Source organism: Pseudomonas vancouverensis (genome assembly GCF_004348895.1).
In the GTDB taxonomy this organism is placed as follows: domain Bacteria; phylum Pseudomonadota; class Gammaproteobacteria; order Pseudomonadales; family Pseudomonadaceae; genus Aquipseudomonas; species Aquipseudomonas vancouverensis.
The window spans coordinates 310091-328648 of sequence record NZ_RRZK01000008.1; the positions used below are offsets into that span (position 1 = coordinate 310091).

General features: G+C 62.9%; 16 protein-coding genes and 1 tRNA gene. 7 read left to right on the forward strand and 10 right to left on the reverse strand.

The genetic code is table 11. The features are described 5' to 3' along the window. Nucleotides 1-19 precede the first annotated feature (19 nt). A complete protein-coding gene (locus EIY72_RS09125) occupies nt 20-943 on the forward strand; it encodes a LysR family transcriptional regulator (RefSeq protein ID WP_093219086.1) in 924 nt (307 codons plus the stop codon). Here EIY72_RS09125 and EIY72_RS09130 read toward each other — a convergent pair. The 8 genes from EIY72_RS09130 to EIY72_RS09165 all read right to left on the reverse strand — a co-directional run bounded on the left by EIY72_RS09130 (nt 924) and on the right by EIY72_RS09165 (nt 11972). After that, nucleotides 924-2357, reverse strand: a complete 1434-nt coding sequence (locus EIY72_RS09130; RefSeq protein WP_093219092.1) for an aldehyde dehydrogenase family protein — start codon at nt 2355-2357, stop codon at nt 924-926. The genes EIY72_RS09125 and EIY72_RS09130 overlap by 20 nt on opposite strands. Continuing rightward, nucleotides 2354-3544, reverse strand: a complete 1191-nt coding sequence (locus tag EIY72_RS09135; RefSeq protein WP_093219095.1) for an iron-containing alcohol dehydrogenase — start codon at nt 3542-3544, stop codon at nt 2354-2356. Before EIY72_RS09135 ends, EIY72_RS09130 begins: the two co-directional genes overlap by 4 nt. Nucleotides 3545-3604: 60 nt before the next feature. After that, nucleotides 3605-5086: an APC family permease gene (locus EIY72_RS09140; protein WP_093219098.1), complete on the reverse strand. Its 1482-nt coding sequence runs from the start codon at nt 5084-5086 to the stop codon at nt 3605-3607. A gap of 320 nt (nt 5087-5406) precedes the next feature. After that, nucleotides 5407-6693 (reverse strand): NAD(P)/FAD-dependent oxidoreductase, encoded by a 1287-nt coding sequence (locus tag EIY72_RS09145; RefSeq protein WP_093219100.1) that lies wholly within the window; start codon nt 6691-6693, stop codon nt 5407-5409. A gap of 3 nt (nt 6694-6696) precedes the next feature. After that, complete coding sequence (locus tag EIY72_RS09150; protein ID WP_093219103.1) at nt 6697-8268, reverse strand: aldehyde dehydrogenase (NADP(+)); 1572 nt, start codon at nt 8266-8268, stop codon at nt 6697-6699. Nucleotides 8269-8373: 105 nt separating this feature from the next. Then, nucleotides 8374-9321, reverse strand: a complete 948-nt coding sequence (locus EIY72_RS09155) for a dihydrodipicolinate synthase family protein (RefSeq protein WP_093219106.1) — start codon at nt 9319-9321, stop codon at nt 8374-8376. Between the two features lie 55 nt (nt 9322-9376). Then, entirely contained in the window at nt 9377-10303 is a 927-nt protein-coding gene (locus EIY72_RS09160) for a 4-hydroxyproline epimerase (protein ID WP_093219109.1), read from the reverse strand. Nucleotides 10304-10325: 22 nt separating this feature from the next. Next, entirely contained in the window at nt 10326-11972 is a 1647-nt protein-coding gene (locus EIY72_RS09165) for an APC family permease (protein ID WP_093230463.1), read from the reverse strand. A 188-nt stretch (nt 11973-12160) separates the two neighbouring features. On the opposite strand from EIY72_RS09165, the gene EIY72_RS09170 reads away from it, so the two are divergent. From EIY72_RS09170 to EIY72_RS09180, 3 genes are all read left to right on the forward strand, one after another. Then, entirely contained in the window at nt 12161-12955 is a 795-nt protein-coding gene (locus tag EIY72_RS09170; protein ID WP_093219112.1) for an AraC family transcriptional regulator, read from the forward strand. Between the two features lie 76 nt (nt 12956-13031). Next, nucleotides 13032-13412 (forward strand): RidA family protein, encoded by a 381-nt coding sequence (locus EIY72_RS09175; RefSeq protein WP_093219115.1) that lies wholly within the window; start codon nt 13032-13034, stop codon nt 13410-13412. Between the two features lie 171 nt (nt 13413-13583). After that, on the forward strand, nt 13584-15572 hold the full coding sequence (locus EIY72_RS09180; protein ID WP_093219118.1) for a peptidase U32 family protein: 1989 nt from the start codon (nt 13584-13586) through the stop codon (nt 15570-15572). Between the two features lie 45 nt (nt 15573-15617). On the opposite strand, the gene EIY72_RS09185 is transcribed toward EIY72_RS09180, so the two are convergent. Next, entirely contained in the window at nt 15618-16181 is a 564-nt protein-coding gene (locus EIY72_RS09185) for a hypothetical protein (protein WP_093219121.1), read from the reverse strand. 113 nt (nt 16182-16294) lie between these two features. Then, nucleotides 16295-16717 (reverse strand): hypothetical protein, encoded by a 423-nt coding sequence (locus EIY72_RS09190; protein WP_093219124.1) that lies wholly within the window; start codon nt 16715-16717, stop codon nt 16295-16297. Between the two features lie 313 nt (nt 16718-17030). Here EIY72_RS09190 and EIY72_RS09195 point away from each other — a divergent pair. From EIY72_RS09195 to EIY72_RS09205, 3 genes are all read left to right on the forward strand, one after another. Continuing rightward, nucleotides 17031-17105: transfer RNA gene (locus EIY72_RS09195), tRNA-Gln, on the forward strand. A 211-nt stretch (nt 17106-17316) separates the two neighbouring features. Then, nucleotides 17317-17979: a M24 family metallopeptidase gene (locus EIY72_RS09200; protein ID WP_093219127.1), complete on the forward strand. Its 663-nt coding sequence runs from the start codon at nt 17317-17319 to the stop codon at nt 17977-17979. Between the two features lie 101 nt (nt 17980-18080). Continuing rightward, nucleotides 18081-18509 (forward strand): TOBE domain-containing protein, encoded by a 429-nt coding sequence (locus EIY72_RS09205; RefSeq protein ID WP_093219130.1) that lies wholly within the window; start codon nt 18081-18083, stop codon nt 18507-18509. The last annotated feature ends 49 nt before the right edge of the window (nt 18510-18558 follow it).

Sequence of the window (18558 nt, forward strand, 5' to 3'; positions counted from 1 at the left end):
TCAGCCATCGGGAACCCCTGTGCTCAGAAACGTGACGGACATGGATTTGCGCCTGCTGCGCATTTTTTCCATTGTCGTGAAGTGCGGTGGTTTCACCGCGGCCCAGGCCGAACTGAACATGAGCCAGTCGAACATCAGCACGCACATCTCCGGGCTGGAAAAACGCCTCGGCTACCGGATCTGCGAGCGGGGCAAGGGTGGCTTTCGCCTGACGGAAAAAGGCCAGCGCATTCTCAAGGCGTCGTCGGCGCTGTTCGGCGCGGTGGATGCGTTTCGCGATGAAGCCCAGGACCTGGCGGGGCGCCTGGTCGGTGATCTGCACCTGGGGTTGGCCGATAACATCGCGACCTTGCCGACGGCGCGGGTTGATGCCGCGATTGCGCGGTTCTATCAGCGCGAACACGACATGCACCTGCACATCTTCATCAACTCGCCGACCGAGCTGGAGTTGGCGGTGATTGACGGGCAGCTGGACATGGCGATTTCGTACTTCAGCCGACCCTTGCCGACCCTGACCTATCAGCCGTTGTACATGGAAGAAATCGGTGTGTTCTGCGGGCGGGCGCATCCGTTGTTTACCGTCGAATCGCCGAGCCTGGAACAGCTCAAGGCCAGCGACTGGATTCGCCATGGTTTCCTGCCGGTCGATCAGGTTTTGCCGATCGCCCCGGAACACGCCTCGGCCACTGCCTACCACATGGAAGCGGTGGCCCACGGTGTGCTCGCCGGAACGCACCTGGGCTATCTGCCGGCGCACTACGCACGGCCATGGCTACAGAGCGGGGAGATGCGTGCGTTGCACCCTACAACGCTGCGCTACGAGGTGCAGCACAGCATGATCACCCATGCCGGCCACCCGCAAAGCGAGGCGGTGCGCGCCTTCATTGCGGATTTGCTGGCCGAGCACGGACTCGATGCAGGTATCAGCCCAGGCAGTGCGTGACGTGCTTGACCGACTGATAGGCTGACAAACCCCAAGGCCCGAGTTCCCGGCCGATGCCGCTGCCCTTGGTGCCGCCCCAGGAGGTTTCGACGAACACCGCCTGAATCGAGTTGATCCACACGTGACCGACTTCCAGGGCATTGGCCACCCGTTCGGCGCGCTGAAGATCGGCGCTGATCACCGTTGCCACCAGACCGAAGCGGCTGTCGTTGGCCAGCGTCAAAGCCTGTTCTTCGCTGCTGAAACGATGGCTGCACAGCACCGGACCAAAGATCTCTTCGCTCCACAGACGGCTGGTCAGAGGCACGTCGGTATACAGCGTCGGGCAGACGAACCAGCCCGAATCACGCAGCACGTCACCGCCACTGGCACAGCGCAAACCTTCTGCACGGGCAATGGCGAAGTACTCGTTGACCTTGTTCCATTGCGCCAGGCTGGTCAGCGGCCCCATGTCGACTTCGCCGGTGAGCGGGTTGCCGACGCGCAGGGTTTCCAGTGCGGTTTTCAAACGTTCGCTCAGCGCATCGGCAATGCTGTCCTGCACCAGCAGGCGCGAGGTGGCCGAGCACATCTGGCCGGCGTTCCAGCAGATGCCGGCGACAATCCATTCGACGGCCTGATCGAGGTCGCAATCGTCGAACACCACGATGGCCGATTTGCCCCCCAGTTCCAGGGTGACCGGTCGGCAATGGGTGGCGGAGCTGCGCATCACCTGGCTGCCGACGCCGTTGCTGCCGGTGAACGACAGCTTGTCCAGGCCCGGATGATTACTCAGCGCCGCACCGGTTTCAGCCTTGCCGCCGACGATGTTCAGCACACCGGCGGGCAAGCCCACGGCATCGGCGATCTGGCCGTAAGTCTGTTCGATCAGCGGCGTCACTTCGGAGGGTTTGAGCACCACAGTGCAACCGGCGGCGAGGGCCGGGGCGAGTTTCCAGGCGCTGGTCACCAGCGGGAAATTCCACGGCACGATCAGGCCCACCACACCTACCGGCTCAAGGCGCGTGCGCGAGGTGAAACCGGCTACGGGCAGCGGTACGTCGCGGTTCTGTCGCGCATCCAGTTGTTCGGCAAGCCCGGCGTAGTAGTTGAAGGTGGCCACGGCGTCATCGATATCGACGACCGCTTCATGGCGCGGCTTGCCGTTGTTCTGCATCTGCAGGGTGATCAGTTCTTCACGGCGCTGATCGATCTGTTCGGCGAACCCGCGCAGGTACGCGGCACGTTGACTGGCGCTGACGTTTTTCCAGGCTGGCAGTGCCTGGCGTGCGGCGGCGACGGCTTGATCGACCTGGGCTGCACTGGTGGCCTTGAGTTCGGCAAACGGCTGGCCGAGGGACGGGTCGAACACGGTGATCAGGTCGGCGCCTTCGCCGGCCACCCACTGTCCATTGATGTAATGAGCTGCGGTCATGCTTTCACTCCTGGCAGCACGCCGTGCACGGCGTTGCGGAAAATCTGGCTGTAATCGGCGGCACTGAGCACGCAGGCGTTGGTATCGGAGGAGGAGATGTCGGCGAGGGCCTGCTCACCGACCCAGTCCGCCGCGTCAGCGTCGAGGCCGATCTCTTCCAGCGAATGGGGAATGCCCAGGCGCTGGCGCAGGTCGAGGACCCAGCCGAGGAAACCGTCGAAATCCGCTTGTGGCAGTTCCAGATAACGCGCCAGTCGAGCGATGTCGGTGCTGATGGTGGCGCGGTTGGCGATCAGCACGTAAGGCAACAGGATCGCGTTCAGCAGGCCGTGGTGTTTGTGGTAGCGCGCGCCCAGCGGGTGGGCCAGGGCATGCACGCCGCCCAGGCCTTTCTGGAAGGCCACCGCAGCCATGGCCGAGGCCACCAGCATGCCTTCGCGGGCGACCATGTCCTGACCGTCGCTGAAGGCATTGAGCAGGTGCTGCTGGATCAGGCGCACACCTTCGACCGCGACGCCGGAGGACATCGGGTGGTAGAGCGGCGAGCAGAAGGCTTCGATGTGGTGGGTCAGGGCGTCCATCCCGGTGGCGGCGGTCAGCGCCGGCGGCAGGCCGCGGGTCAGCACCGGGTCAAGGATGACCGTGGCCGGGAGCATTTCCGGGTGGCTGATCACCCGTTTGATGTTCAGCTCGCTTTGCGTCAGCACGGCTTCGCGCCCCAGTTCCGAACCGGTGCCGGCAGTGGTCGGCAGGGCGATCAGGCGTGGCAGGTTGAGGTGCGGGAAGTCCGCCAGGCTCGGGTAGTTGGCCAGCACTTGCGACCACTCGAAACGTTCCAGGCCCTGGGCATCGACGGCGGCCAGGCAGATGCCCTTGGCTGCGTCCATGGCACTGCCGCCACCGAGGGTGATCAGCGAGTCGTGTTTTCCGGCGTGGTACGCGGCAACGCCACGGGCGACGTCGTCCATGCTCGGGTTACTGGCGAGGTCACTGAACAGGGCGAACGGGATCTGTGCATCGGTCAGCCGGGCCTTGAGCAGCGCCAGGGGTTCCAGCGCGAGCATGCCAGGGTCGGTGACCAGCAGCGGGTTACGCATGCCCAGCAGGTGGCAACGCTCGGTCAGCAGGTCGAGCGCGCCCGGCCCACAGAACATTTCCGTAGGGTAATTCCAATAGTGAACAGACATCTGAAACTCCGGATCGGCGAGGCGCCAGTTGGCAGCGCCTCGCACAGCAAGGCAGGGGGGTTATTCAGTACGCAGTTGCAGGACAGGGCTGCGCAGGTAAGGCTTGGCCCAGAACATGTAGATCAGGCCCAGCACCGCGAGCACGGAGAACACCAGAATCACCGCCCACACCTGGAACCAGGGCGCACCGGGTGGGGCCAGGGATTCACGCGGCCAGGCGACGTTGATGCTTTCGAACACCAGCCAGAAGAACGCGGCAAGGTTGACCAGCAGGCCCCAGCGGCCGAGGCTGAAGGTGCCGGGTTCGGCTTTCCAGCGGCCACTGAGACGGGCGAGCAGTGCGCAGCTGACGACGATCAGGAACACCACGAAGAAGCCGCCGCTGCCGAAGGCGATCAGGGTGCCGACGGCGGTGGCATTCAAGCCCAGGGCCAGGCCGAAGCTGGCGAACAGGGTGCTGAAGACCATGGCCGCGAACGGCACCTTGCGCTTGTCGACCTGGCGCAGCAGGGCCGAGGCCGGCAGGATCGAATCACGGGCCATGCCGAACACGGCGCGGCCGATGTAGGTCTGCACCGATACCACGCAGGCGATGAAGGCGACCAGCACGATGCCCACGAACGGACGCTCCGACCAGGCACCGAAAGCATCGACCACGGCCGGGGTGACCGGGTCGATGATCTGCCCGGAGACCATGCCGGCGGTATTGGTGTAGGACAAGGTGACGGCGAAGGCGGTGAGCATCACGGTCAGGCCGACCAGAATCATCGAGCGCAGAATGGCACGGGGCGTCGAGGTCCGCGCATCGGCGGTTTCTTCCGAGACCTGCGAGCAGGCATCGAAGCCGAGGAAGGCCCAGCCTCCGACCGCCATGGCCGTGAGGAAACCGGAAAAGTACGAACCGTCAGCGCCTTCAGTGGCCGGCAGTCCTTCAAACAGCAGCGACAACGAATGATTGCGGAAGAACAGCAGCAACAGCACGCCGATGCCAATGGAAGCAATCGCCTCGGCGACAATGCCGGCGTTGACGAAGTACTTCAGCGGGTTGATGCCGAACAGATTGACGCCCAGGCCCACCAGCAACAGCACCGCGCCACAGAACACCTGGGCGTTGGCCGAGGGTGGTTCGCCGGTGAAGAACAGCCACAGCCAGAAGCCGCCCAGGTACGCCACTGTGGTCAGCGAAGCCAGTGCCGACGCCAGGTACATGAACCCGGTAAACCAGGCCCAGCGGTCGCCGGCCAGGCGCTTGACCCATTGGTAGCAGCCGCCGGCCAGAGGGTATTGCGAGGCCAGTTCGGCATAGACCAGCGCGACCAACAACTGCAACGCCAGGCACAACGGCACGATCCACACCCAGGACGGCCCGGCACTCATGGCGCCAAGGGACATCACCGAATAGATCCCGACCACCGGGGACACGGTGGCGAAACCGACGGAGAACGACGACCACAGCGACAGGCCGCGGTGCAGCTCCTGGGAGTAACCCTGGCTGTGCAGCAGGTTCTCATCGGCATTTGAACGCGAAAGCGGGGCGGTCATTGCCCACCTCCGGAAGAAGCGCAGTGACCGGCACGGCGAAGTGCGAATGTAGACGACATGGGAATTCCTTGGGTCGGCAGACACATTATTTTTAGGATCGCCCTTGTATTCGGGCGTACCGACGAAACGGCCTCCCTGGGGAGGATGGGAGGGAGCTTAAAGCAGCCAAACATTGGGAAAAATTCATATGTTTGTAGGCTGACTTCTGGATTTTTAGATGTTTGCGCGGGCAGCCCTCTCCCGGAGGGAGAGGAAACTGTTGGGAAGCAGGAGAGGGGTTGAGCAGTGGGCGATTCAGGGACGTGAGTGTGAGGGGCTGCTCAGAAGCGATCCAGCCGGTACGGCGCAGTCGCTGGCAGGCTTTGCGCCTGATTGCCGGTCAAAGGCGCAGCCATCTGCGCAATCATCTCCGCCGTCACTGCCGCTTGCGTCAGCCCCAGATGCTGGTGGCCGAAAGCGAGCATGACCCTGCCGTCGCAGACCCGGTCAATGATCGGCAGCGAGTCCGGTAGCGATGGGCGAAAGCCCATCCACGGCGTCGCCGCTTCAGCACTCAGGTCACGCTTGAACAGACCTTTGCTCAAACGGTGCAACTGCCAGGCGCGTTCCATGGTCGGCGGGCAGTCGAGCCCGGCGAATTCGACTGTACCGGCCAGGCGCAAGCCGTCGGTCATGGGTGTCATGATGAACTTGCGCTCCAGCGACGTGACGGCGAACGGCAGGCGTTGGTGTTCGTGGGGCAGCATCAGGTGGTAGCCGCGTTCCGTGTCCAACGGGACTTTTTTGCCGGTCAGCGCCGCGGTGAGTTTTGCTGAGTGGGCACCGCAGGCGACCAGCACCTGTCGGCTGTCGAGGCGGCCCTGATCGGTGAGCAGCGACACACCCTGTTCACTGAGGTGAGCGCCCTCGACCCGGCGCTGGAGGAACTGCACGCCGCTGTTCTTGGCAGCCTGCACCAGCTCGCAGACCACCCGGTACGGGTCTAGAAAATGCCCGGTTTGCGGAAAGAACAAGCCGCCCTGGATCTGTTCGCTGAGTTGCGGTGCTGCCTGGCGTACAGCCTGGGCATTCCAGAAATCGACGGGGACCTGTTGCTGGGTCATGCGCGCTTGCAGCGCTTCAAGCGCTTGCCGGGATTCGGCGCGTTCGAACACCAGCAGCGAGCCGTCTTCCTTGAGCAAGTCGGGGCGCTCGAGGGTGGCCAGCAAGCGCTGCCAGGCGCCGAGGCTGCTTTCGTTGAGTGCGCGGATGCCCGCCACTGTGCGCTTGAACGGCGCCGGGCGCAGGTTCAGCAGCAGGCGGGTGAACCAGGGCAGGGCGCGGGGCATGTATTTCCAGTCCAGGCGCAGCGGGCCCATCGGGTCCATGAGCATGGCCGGCAGGCGCTTGAGGATCGACAGGTCGGCGATGGGGAACACCTGCTCGGTCGCCAGGTGCCCGGCGTTACCGAACGAGGCGCCGTGGCCGGGCGCCTGTTGATCGATGACCACCACGCGACGACCCTGGCGCGCCAGGCGCAGGGCGCAGGCGACGCCGATGATGCCGGCGCCGACCACGGCAACGTCGGCCGGCTCGGTCAGGTGGTTGAACGGGACGTAGTCGGTCATGGCCTAGGCTTCTCTCTGGCCGTCGAGCAGGCGGCGCAAGTGCAACGGATTGCCGCGTTTGAGCGAGGCCGGCAACAACTCGTCGGGGAAGTCCTGATAGCAGACCGGGCGCAGGAACCGCAGGATGGCGGCGGTGCCGACCGAGGTGCTGCGCGAATCGGAGGTCGCCGGGAACGGGCCGCCATGGACCATCGCGTCACTCACTTCCACACCGGTCGGCCAGCCATTGACCAGCAGGCGCCCGGCCTTGCGCTCAAGCGTTGGCATCAGGTTTCGCGCACTGTGCAGGTCTTCGTCGTCAAGATGCAGGGTGGCGGTCAACTGGCCTTCGAGGTGTTCCAGCACCTCGCGGACTTCTTCGTCGCTGGTGCATTGCACGATCAGCGAGGCGGCACCGAACACTTCGGCTTGCAGGGCCGGGTCGGTGAGGAAGGCCTGGGCCTTTGTGACAAACAGCTGCGCCTGGCACTGGTTCGGGCTTGTGCCCTGGACGCCGGTGGCCAGGGTCTGTGCGTGTTCGGCCAGCGAACCGATGCCTGATTCGTAGGCTGCGAAGATGCCCGGGGTCAGCATGGTCTGCGCCGGGCTGCGGCGCACCTGTTCCGATGCCGAGTCGATGAAGCGATCCAGAGCCGGTCCTTGCCGGGCAATGACCAGACCGGGATTGGTACAGAACTGTCCGGCGCCTTGAGTCAGGGAAGCCACGAAGCCCTGGGCCAAGGTTTCGGCCCGCGCTTGCAGGGCTGCCGGGAACAGCAACACCGGGTTGATCGAACTCATTTCGGCGTACACCGGAATCGGCTCGGGACGCGCCTGCGCCGCCTGGCATAAGGCGAGGCCACCGCTGCGTGAACCGGTAAACCCGACGGCCTTGATGCGCGGGTCAGTGACCAGGGCGATGCCGACCTCACGACCGGAGCCGTACAACAACGAAAACACGCCCTCGGGCAGTCCGCATTTTTCCACGGCACGCGCCACCGCGCGGCCCACCAACTCACTGGTGCCGGGATGGGCGCCGTGGGCCTTGACGATCACCGGGCAACCGGCGGCCAGCGCCGATGCGCTGTCGCCACCGGCCACGGAGAACGCCAGTGGAAAGTTGCTGGCGCCGAACACGGCGACCGGGCCCAGTGGGATGTGCCGTTGCCGCAGGTCCGGACGCGGCAGGGGCTGGCGTTCCGGTAGGGCAGTGTCGACCCGTACATCGAGCCATTCCCCGGCGCGAACGGTGCGGGCGAAGGTGCGCAGTTGCTGGCAGGTGCGCCCGCGTTCGCCCTGGATGCGCGGGCGCGGCAAGCCAGATTCGGCGACGGCACGGTCGATCAGCTCATCGCCCAGGGCTTCGATTTCGCTGGCGATGCTTTCGAGGAATTCGGCGCGGGCGTTCAAGGGCGTGGAGCGGTAGCTGTCGAAGGTGGCCCAGGCCAGGGCGCAGGCTTGTTCGACGTGCTCGGCGCTGCCGCCGTGATAGGCCGGTTCCAGGGGCAGGTGGGTGGCCGGGTCGATGGCGTGGATGGCTTCGCGATCACCGGTGATGGCCTGTCGGCCGATCAGCATGTTGCCTGTCAAAGTCATGAGGATTCCTTAAAAAATGGCGCGGTCCGCTAACGGATGTTGCGTTATGCCGCGGTGACGAAAATAAAAGCGGCGCGCCTCGCACGCCGCTGTGTTACGTGGTGATCAGGCGACGTTCTGCTCGGCCGACCAGTGCTCGTACCACTGGCGGAACAGCGCGTACTGGTTCTCGGCGTAACGACGCTGGGCATCGCTGAGCACATCGGTTTCGTTGAAATGCAGGGCGTATTCCTTGTCGCCGTTGAGCACCATCAGGTGCTTGTAGTAGAGCACCAGGTCGCAGCCTTCATCGAAGGACGACAGCACCGCCAGCGCCGATTCCAGCTCACGGGCCTGACGGCGCGCCTTGGCATCACCCTTGGCGGCTTTCTTGCTCAGGGCCACCAGTTGCAGGACCTCACGGGGCAGGGCGTTGCCGATGCCGGTGATGGCGCCGGTGGCGTTGCAGTTGACGAAGCCGTGAACCACCTGGGTGTCGACACCGACCATCAGGGTCACGTCATCGTCCTTGGAGGTGATGTGTTCGGCGGCGTAGCGCAGGTCGGCGGCACCGCCGAACTCCTTGAAGCCGATCAGGTTCGGGTACTCGCGGCGCAGTTCGAAGAACAGGTCGGCGCGGGTGGCGAAACCATAGTACGGGCTGTTGTAGATCACCGCCGGCAGGCCCGGTGCAGCTTTGAGAATGGCGGCGAAGTGGGCTTTTTGTGCCGTCGCCGAAGCGCCACGGGACAGGACGCGAGGAATGACCATCAGGCCGTGGGCGCCGACTTTGGCGGCGTGGGCCGCGTGGGACACCGCTTCGCGACTGTTGACGGCACCGGTGCCGACGATGGTCGGCACGCCAGCGGCCACCAGGCGGGCCACGCCTTCCTGGCGCTCGGCCTCGGTGAGCAACGGCCAGTCACCCATGGAGCCGCAGTAGACGACTGCGCTCATGCCGATGTCGATCAGTTCGCGACCCTTGGCCACCAGCGCGTCGAAGTCCGGTTTACGCTCGGCCGTGCACGGGGTCATCAGGGCAGGGATGCAGCCGGTGAAGATGTTGTCGTTCATTGTTGTTTCTCCTTGAAGCCTTTGTTCAGTTCAGTTGAAAGAAGTAGTGCGGGGCTCAAATGCCCCACGCAAAAGCGTCCTGTTCGTCGATCAGCAGGGTGCTGTCGGCGGTCATGAAGGCGCGACCGGTGATGAACGGGATGACGCGTTCGCCGTCCCATTCGTAGCGACCTTCGAATTGGCTGCCGGTGATGCTGGCTTGTACCCAGCGTTCACCGACGGCGAGTTTTTCGTCGGCAGCCAGGCAGGCCAGCTTGGCGCTGGTACCGGTGCCGCAAGGCGAGCGGTCGTAGGCCTTGCCCGGGCACATGACGAAGTTGCGGCTGTCGGCGTGGTTGTCGTCGGCGAACAGCTCGACGTGATCGATCAGGGCGCCGTGTTCGCCGTGGATGCCCTGGGCCTCCAGGGCCTTGAGCATCGCCCAGGTGTATTCAGTGAGGGCTTCGACGTTGGCCATGTCGAGGGTCTTGCCGTGGTCGGAAACGAGGAAGAACCAGTTGCCGCCCCAGGCGATGTCGCCGTACACGCGGCCATGGCCGGGCACTTCGACCGCGACCTGTTGGCGATAGCGATAGGCGGGCACGTTGCGCAGGGTGACGTTGCCGTCTTCATGCAGCGTGGCACTGACCGGTCCGACTGGGGTGTCGATCTTGTGCACGCCCGGGACGATGCGTCCCAGGTGGTGCAGCGAGTTGACCAGGCCGATGGTGCCGTGGCCGCACATGCCGAGGTAACCGGCGTTATTGAAGAAGATCACACCGCAAGTGGCGTCCGGCGAGACCGGCTCGCAATACAGCGCGCCGACCAGCACGTCGTTGCCACGGGGCTCCAGCAGGCAGGCGCGCCGCCACTGGTCATGCTGCTCACGCAGGCTGTCGCGCTGCTCGGCGATGGTGCGCCCCGCCAGTTGCGGGAAGCCGCTCAGCACCAGGCGCGTCGGCTCGCCGCCGGTGTGGGAATCAATGACCTGTACTTTTTTCATCACGTTATCCATGCAAAGAAATTCAGCGTGAAGCCTGGACGGAGGCGCCCACCGGGCGTTGGCCGAAAGTTGTTGTGCTGTGCACCGCATCGGCTTCGCTTTCACCTTCGTCGGCATCCAGACGCACCAGGTGCGCCGGTACGCCGGTGGCCGCGCCCCAGTAGTAGATAGCCGTCGCACAGGCCGCTACGACCAGGGTGTCGAAGGGGTGGGTGAGTACGCCCATGCCGCCGAAACTGCCCAGCCAGGACAGCACGATGGTCACGGCGTAGAAGCCGATCAGCCAGGCTGAGGAGCGCACTTGCTGGGCCAGGCTCAGGTGTTGGGTAGGTACGAAACGTCCGCACAGCAGGTAGATCACGAACATCAGGATTTGCAGGCCGAGCAGCCAGGACACGGTGCCCCAGCCCGACCAGTAGACGATCAGCGCAGCGATGATGAACGACAGCGGACCGAGCAGGCCCATGCGCTTGACCCGGAACGGGCGCGGCATGTCAGGGGCATTGCGACGCAGGGCGGCAACGGACACCGGGGCCACGGCGTAGCTCAATACCAGGGCGGCGGAGACCACGTTGATCAGTGCTTCCCAGGACGGGAAGGGCAGGGTCCAGAACACCGACAGACCAAAGGTCAGCCACAGCGCCGGGCGCGGGATGCCGGATTTTTCATCGATGCGGGTGAAGATCTTGAAGAAGGTGCCGGTCTGCGCCCAGCCATAGATCACTCGCGGGGTGGCGTTCATGTAGATGTTGCCGCAACCGCTGGGGGAGATCACCGCGTCGGCGACGACCAGATAGGCCAGCCAGCCCACACCCAGGGCCATGGCAATGTCGCGGTAAGGCAGCGCCAGTTCCTTGGACACGCCGGCCCAGCCGTTGGCGAGCATTTCAGTGGGTACACCGCCGAGGAAGGCCACTTGCAGCAGCACGTAGATCAGGGTCGACAGCAGCACCGAGAGGATCATCGCAATCGGAATGGTGCGCTGCGGGTTCTTCACTTCACTGGCCACCGAGATGATTGGCGTCAGCCCCAGGTAAGCGAAGATGACGCCGCCGGCGGACACCGCCATTTCCACGCCTGACAGGCCGAACGGCATGAAACCCTGGGACTGGAAGTTCTGCGGTTTGAAGAAGGTGAACAGCACGCCGATCACCAGCAACGGCACGATGAACTTGAACACGCTGACCAGGTTGTTGGCTTTGGCGAAGGTCTTCACGCTGTGGTAGTTGAGCATGAAGAACAGGCACAAGAGGCCGAACTGCAGCATCCAGCCGATCACCGTCGGGTCACTGGAACCGGTCTTGGTCAACGCCGGAAACCAGGCCGCGGCGTATTGCCGGGCGGCAACCACTTCAATGGCCACCAGGCTGGAAAACGCGATGAGGGTGATGAAGCCCATCAGGTAACCGAGCAGTGGGCCGTGGGAGTACACCGGGTAGCGAATCACCCCACCGGCGCGTGGCAGCGCGGCGCCGAGTTCGCAGTAGACGATGCCCAACAGCAGCACCGCAAAGCCCCCCAGCAACCAGGAAAATATCCCGGCCGGGCCGGCGATGGCCGACACGTGACTGGCTGCAAACAGCCAGCCGGAACCGAAGATGGCCCCCAATCCGATAAACGTGAGGTCTATCAACGAGAGCTGTTTTTTGAACTTGCCTTGGCCTGACATGGCATCGCCTTCTTGTGAGTTATTGGATAGGCAGGTGTGCACTTCAAATCGCCCCTTGTTGGTTTTGCCGAGGAGGGCGGTGGCCATAGAGTGAACGTGGGCGCAGGTTGGCGATTGATGTTTTTCTTGGGTGTCGATGACGAAATCAGCACAATGGGCGCTGTCTGATTTTTACGGGTAGCCGGTTCATGACTGAAAACGCGTTTGCGCTGTTGTGCCAGGGTGACGAGTCGAACCGGCCGGAATCCATCGAGCAATTGTTGGCCGGTGTGGCGTTGTTGCTGCCCATGCTCGACGTGATTCCCAATGCGGCGATCTTCATCAAGGACGTCCACGCGCGGTATGTCCTGGCCAATCAGACGCTGGTGCAACGCTGCGGCTTGAAGCAGCTCAAGCCGTTGCTGGGCAAGACCAGCGCCGAGGTGTTCCCGGCGCAATTGGGCCCGGGTTACACCGAGCAGGACCGCCGCGTGCTGGAAGAGGGCTGGGTGCTGGAAGATCAGCTGGAACTGCACCTGTACGGCAGCCGCGAGCCCGGTTGGTGCCTGACCCACAAGCGCCCGTTGTACAACCGGCGAAACGAGATCATCGGCCTGGTCGGCATCTCGGTGGACCTGCAATCAGCCAGCGACACGCACCCGGCCTATCAGCGTCTGGCGGCAGTGGACGAGCACATCCGCGCGCATTTCAACCGACGTGTCAGCCTTGGTGAGTTGACGCGCATCGCCGGGATTTCCGTGGCGCAACTGGAGCGTTACTGCAAGCGCGTATTCCACCTGACGCCGCGGCAGATGATCCAGAAAGTTCGCCTGGAGCATGCCCATCGGCTGTTGCACACGGACTTGCCGATCACTGACGTTGCCCTGCAATGCGGCTACACCGACCACAGCGCATTCACCCGGCAGTTCAAGGCCTCGACCGGGTTCACTCCGCGTCAGTACCGGCAGGCCACCGGTCACGAACAACCTGCAGGACTGGATTAGCGACGACTCGCGGTGAGCACGGTAAACTGGCCCCGCACAAGGCAGACGCCTTACCTTTTTCTGCATGAGATTTCCCATGGCCAATCACGACCTGAGCTTCACCCCTGACCTCGATGCCGATTCGATTTCTTCCGACGTTGTCGGTTTCGCCGGCGTGCTGGTCTCCACCCAGATCCCGACCCGTGCCGACGGCAGCCTGGAACTGGGCGACATCACCCTGCAAAGCGAATGCACCCTGCAAGCGCTGAAGGTGGCACTGGAACGCGCCGGCAGCTCCATGGACCGGGTCATGCACCTGACCATCTACCTCACCGACATGGCTGACCGCGCCGCCTTCAACGAAGTCTACAGACGTTACTTCGCCAAGCCATGGCCAGTGCGCGCCGCGGTGGGTGTGGCGGCATTGGCGGTCGAAGGCATGCGCGTGGAAGTCACTGCCATGGCGGCCAAGGCCTGAGTACGACCACACAATCAACGGTAGGAGCCGGCTTGCTGGCTCCCTCAGGCGTCTACGCAAAATCGGGTCAATTCCGTGCGGCAGACGCCACCCGGCAGTACACGGGTGCCGGTCGGGCATTTCGCCGCTACAATGCACGCCTCGACCGTGACAGCCTGACTAAAAATATCTATGTCCCTGCCTAAACATCACCTGGAATTGCTCAGCCCTGCCCGCGATGTCGCCATCGCCCGCGAGGCCATTCTGCATGGCGCCGACGCCGTGTACATCGGTGGCCCGAGCTTCGGTGCCCGCCACAACGCCTGCAACGAAGTGAGCGATATCGCCCAGTTGGTGGAGTTCGCCCGCCGTTATCACGCCCGGGTGTTCACCACCATCAACACGATCCTGCACGACAACGAACTGGAGCCGGCGCGCAAGCTGATCCACGAGCTGTACGATGCCGGCGTCGATGCGTTGATCGTGCAGGACCTGGGTGTCATGGAGCTGGACATCCCGCCGATCGAGCTGCACGCCAGCACCCAGACCGACATCCGCACGCTGGAGCGGGCGAAGTTCCTCGATCAGGCCGGTTTCTCTCAGCTGGTGCTGGCCCGTGAGCTGAACCTCAAGGAAATCCGTGCCATTGCCGATGAAACCGATGCCGCCATCGAGTTCTTCATCCACGGTGCGCTGTGCGTGGCGTTTTCCGGTCAGTGCAACATTTCCCACGCGCAAACCGGGCGCAGTGCCAACCGTGGCGACTGCTCCCAGGCCTGCCGTCTGCCGTACACCCTGAAAGACGAAAAGGGTGGGGTGATCGCTTACGAGAAGCACCTGTTGTCGATGAAGGACAACAACCAGAGTGCCAACATCCGTGCCCTGGTCGAGGCCGGTGTGCGCTCGTTCAAGATCGAGGGGCGCTACAAGGACATGGGCTACGTGAAGAACATCACGGCCTACTATCGTCAGCGCCTCGATGCCGTGCTCGAAGATCGCCCGGACCTGGCCCGCGCTTCCAGCGGCCGCACCGCGCACTTCTTCCTGCCCGACCCGGAAAAAACCTTCCACCGTGGCAGCACCGATTACTTCGTCACTGACCGCAAGATCGACATCGGTGCCTTCGACTCGCCGACCTTCACCGGTCTGCCGGTGGGCGTCGTCGAGAAAGTCGCCAAGCGCGACATGCAGGTGGTAACCCACGAGCCGCTGTCCAACGGTGACGGCCTCAACGTGCTGGTCAAGCGTGAAGTGGTGGGTTTTCGCGCGAACATCGCCGAACCCAAGGGTGAATTCGAGGAAGACGGCGAGAAGCGTTATCGCTATCGCGTCGAGCCCAACGAAATGCCCGAAGGCATGTACAAGCTGCGCCCCAACCATCCGCTCAATCGCAACCTCGATCACAACTGGCAGCAGGCGCTGCAAAAGACCTCGGCCGAGCGCCGCGTCGCTCTGCGCTGGGTTGCCAAGTTGCGTGAAGAACAGCTGGAAGTGACCGCGACCAGCGAAGAGGGGATCAGCGCCAGCGTCACCCTCAATGGCCCGTTCGGCGCCGCCAACAAGCCGGAGCAGGCGCTGGAGCAATTGCAGGATCTGCTCGGCCAACTGGGGACCACCCAGTACCATGCCGTGGACATCAAGCTGGATGCGCCGCAGGCCTACTTCATCCCCAATTCGCAGCTCAAGGCCTTGCGCCGTGAGGTCATCGAAGCCCTGACCGAAGCGCGGATCGCCGCCCACCCGCGTGGCAACCGCAAGGCCGAAACCTCGCCGCCGCCGGTGTACCCGGAGTCGCACCTGTCGTTCCTGGCCAACGTCTACAACCAGAAGGCCCGGGACTTCTACCATCGTCACGGGGTCAAGCTGATCGACGCGGCTTACGAGGCCCATGAGGAAACGGGCGAAGTGCCGGTGATGATCACCAAGCATTGCCTGCGCTTCTCCTTCAACCTGTGCCCGAAACAGGCCAAGGGCGTGACTGGCGTGCGCACCAAGGTCGCGCCGATGCAGTTGATCCACGGCGATGAAGTACTGACGTTGAAGTTCGACTGCAAGCCTTGCGAAATGCACGTGATCGGCAAGATGAAAGGGCACATCCTCGACCTGCCGCAACCGGGCAGCGTGGTGGGCTACATCAGCCCGGACGACCTGCTCAAGACCATCCCCCGCGCCCCGCACTGAGTGACGATGGGCGCGCTGCTACGGCGGCGCGCTCATTGTTCCCGCTCACCTTGAAATGCTGAAGTAGATGAAGGCCCCGAACGCGGCAAAGCCGAAGGCCGTCACGGCCTTGATGGTGGAGTGGGGCAGGATCATCGGGCGCTTCAGGGGTTGCGCGTACACCACCGGCAGCCCGTTGCGTTGCCGGCGAGGGGTGTACAGCCAGCCGAGCAGCAGGAAAAAACCGATCAGGCCCAGGGTGATCCAGCGAATGGCGACTGGCATGACCGACTCTTCGGCGACATCCTCCGCACAGGCAGCGCTGTTGAATTCGACGATGGTCACCGGTTGATAGCTGGCCGGCGATTGCCTTGTATCACTCTGCAGCGCGGCCTGTTGCTCCAGGTCCAGGGCCTGATACTGCCAGAGCGTGGAGGAGCCTTCGCGGCAATAGGTGAAGGTGACAGGGTTGGAAGCGCCGATGATGCAGGCGTCCTGGATGCCGATTTTTTTCAATGTCTCTGTGGCCGATCTTGTGAAATCGAGGTCGAATACCGGCATGACTCCGGTGGCCGACGCGGCGAGCGGCATCAGCAGGCTCGCCAGGGCGCAGATGATTGAAATTTTCAACGTCGGGCATCCTCGGAGTTCGCAGGTTTTTGTTATTAGCGCGGAGCCTGGCTGCAACTGTGCTGTGGTGAAGTCTAGACGCTATTGCGAATCCTTATCGCGGTGGATCAAGTTTATTGGCAGTCTTCGGCAACGGCCTTCTCGGCACGTTTGAACTCTTGTTTGACGTCGGTGGTGATCTTCTGCTTTTTCAGTTCCTGGCCGAGAAAGGGCTGTTCGCTGCGGTTTTCGACCTCGGCGTCCTCGGCGACAATCTGCGCCTGAATGGCGGTGGCGTGCTGGTCGATCACGGCATCGACCTCGGCTTCATTTTTGGCGGTGTCGAGTGCCTGGACCAGCTTGCCGGCGTCCTGTTTTTCGGCTTCGGCGTAAGCCTCGACCGATAACCCGGCGGCCATGGCCCTGGCCTGGGTTTCGAGGCTTTTCAGATGCTGTTGTGCGGTCTTGCAAACCGCCTCCTGACGTTCGCGCTGAATGTTTTCCCAGGTGTTGAGCCCATATAGCGCGCCGCCCAGGATCACAAGCGTGGTGGTCATCAAGATCAATCTGCCTTTCACATTCGACGCCCTCAAATGGCAGGGAATGGCCGTTCCATAGTTTACGCCCGACTCCATTCGAGGAAAGAAAAGCGTAGCAGAGCCCATGGGGCTTCGAGCTGGATGGCCGCCGGTTGAGCCTGGTTGATCCTAGTAAGCGTCTGTTTTAAAAAACAAAATGTTTAATTGGGGCTTCCCATGTGCGTTAAATCTTGATAAATTTGCGCCCGTTCCCGCACAGGCACTTACGCCTTTGTCTGGAAACACCGCAATACCGTGCTGGCTCTGGCCAACACACTCTCGCTACAGCTACAGGGGCGTCGCCAAGCGGTAAGGCAGCAGGTTTTGATCCTGCCATGCGTTGGTTCGAATCCAGCCGCCCCTGCCATATTCCTGCTTTCATCCCGGCAACCGTTGTGTTCGCCGCGGATGATCGTAAGCACAAAAAACGCCAACGCCGATCAGGCTTGGCGTTTTTTTGTGGCCGAAGTTTTCTCACATTCAACCCATGGCGATGTCTTTCGCTTTTTTTTCGCCTATCGCAATATATGAAAATATATAGCGCATAAGGATGCGCTTGGCTGAAAAAGGAATGAGCGATGACCACGGCCCTGAGCAACAAAGAAGCGGTAGGCGAGCGTTACGTGCTGGAAACCATGCGCCACGCGCAACAGATGACCTGGGAGGCCGTTGAGCGGATCGCCCGCGCCATGGTGCCTGGCATGCGCGAATCCGAAGCGCAGTTGCGCGGCAAGGAGATCCTGGCCGGCATGGGCATGGACCGCATCTGGCATCCGCTGTTGATCCGCTTTGGTGCCAACACGCTCAAGACCTTCAAGCAGCGCTCCGAGGGTGACCCGCAATTGGCTGAAAACGACATATTCTTCGTCGACATGGGCGTGGTCTGGCAGGGACACGAAGGGGACGCCGGCGCCACCTTCACCACCGGCTCCGACCCGGAAATGATCGCCTGTGCGGCGGCTTCCAAAACCCTGTTCACCCAGGTCGAGAACCTGTGGCGCAAGGGCGTGGCCGGCACAGAGCTCTATCAATATGCCGCCGATCAGGCCCAGGCGATGGGCTGGAAGCTCAACCTCGATATCAAGGGTCACCGGGTCAGCGATTTCCCCCATGCCATTCACCGTGGCGGCGATTTGGGTGATTTCGAGGCGCTGCCGAATGCCGGTCTGTGGATTCTGGAGATCCAGATTGCACACCCTGAGCGGCCGTTCGGCGCGTTCTACGAAGACTTGCTGATTTGATCGACTATCGTGCATTGGGCGCGCTGTAGTTGTTTTTACACAGCGCTAAACTTGATGATGTCGGCCGTTTCCTAACTCTGAAGTCAAGAAGGACGCCTTACATGAAAGTTAGTGCACGCAACGTATTCAAAGGCAAGGTCAGCCATGTCCAGGCCGGTGCGGTCAACGCCGAGGTGGTACTGACCCTGGCGGGCGGCGAGCAACTGGTTGCCGTTGTCACCATGGAAAGCATCAAGAGCCTGGGCATTGCGGTCGGCAAAGAAGCCGTGGCGTTGGTCAAGGCGCCTTGGGTCATGCTGATGACCGAATCCAGCGACATCCGCCTGTCCGCCCGTAACTGCCTGGAAGGCAAGGTGCTGAGCGTGACTGACGGCGCGGTCAACGCCGAAGTGGTGATCGAGCTGGCCGGCGGTTCCAAGGTCTATTCGATCGTGACCCGCGATGCCGTTACCGAGCTGGGTCTGGCGGCAGGCGTGAGCGCCACCGCGGTGATCAAGGCATCGCACATCATCCTGGGTGTTCCGGCCTGATCCATTGCCCGTTTCACCCGGACGCCCGATGCAATGCATCGGGCGTTTT

Coding starts and splice junctions, on each gene's coding strand:
- EIY72_RS09150 (WP_093219103.1), bottom strand. CDS start 8,268: ATGACTTTGACAGGCAACATGCTGATCGGCCGACAGGCCATCACCGGT.
- EIY72_RS09135 (WP_093219095.1), bottom strand. CDS start 3,544: ATGTCTGTTCACTATTGGAATTACCCTACGGAAATGTTCTGTGGGCCG.
- EIY72_RS09130 (WP_093219092.1), bottom strand. CDS start 2,357: ATGACCGCAGCTCATTACATCAATGGACAGTGGGTGGCCGGCGAAGGC.
- EIY72_RS09170 (WP_093219112.1), top strand. CDS start 12,161: ATGACTGAAAACGCGTTTGCGCTGTTGTGCCAGGGTGACGAGTCGAAC.
- EIY72_RS09190 (WP_093219124.1), bottom strand. CDS start 16,717: ATGACCACCACGCTTGTGATCCTGGGCGGCGCGCTATATGGGCTCAAC.
- EIY72_RS09175 (WP_093219115.1), top strand. CDS start 13,032: ATGGCCAATCACGACCTGAGCTTCACCCCTGACCTCGATGCCGATTCG.
- EIY72_RS09160 (WP_093219109.1), bottom strand. CDS start 10,303: ATGAAAAAAGTACAGGTCATTGATTCCCACACCGGCGGCGAGCCGACG.
- EIY72_RS09180 (WP_093219118.1), top strand. CDS start 13,584: ATGTCCCTGCCTAAACATCACCTGGAATTGCTCAGCCCTGCCCGCGAT.
- EIY72_RS09140 (WP_093219098.1), bottom strand. CDS start 5,086: ATGACCGCCCCGCTTTCGCGTTCAAATGCCGATGAGAACCTGCTGCAC.
- EIY72_RS09165 (WP_093230463.1), bottom strand. CDS start 11,972: ATGTCAGGCCAAGGCAAGTTCAAAAAACAGCTCTCGTTGATAGACCTC.
- EIY72_RS09200 (WP_093219127.1), top strand. CDS start 17,317: ATGACCACGGCCCTGAGCAACAAAGAAGCGGTAGGCGAGCGTTACGTG.
- EIY72_RS09145 (WP_093219100.1), bottom strand. CDS start 6,693: ATGACCGACTACGTCCCGTTCAACCACCTGACCGAGCCGGCCGACGTT.
- EIY72_RS09155 (WP_093219106.1), bottom strand. CDS start 9,321: ATGAACGACAACATCTTCACCGGCTGCATCCCTGCCCTGATGACCCCG.
- EIY72_RS09205 (WP_093219130.1), top strand. CDS start 18,081: ATGAAAGTTAGTGCACGCAACGTATTCAAAGGCAAGGTCAGCCATGTC.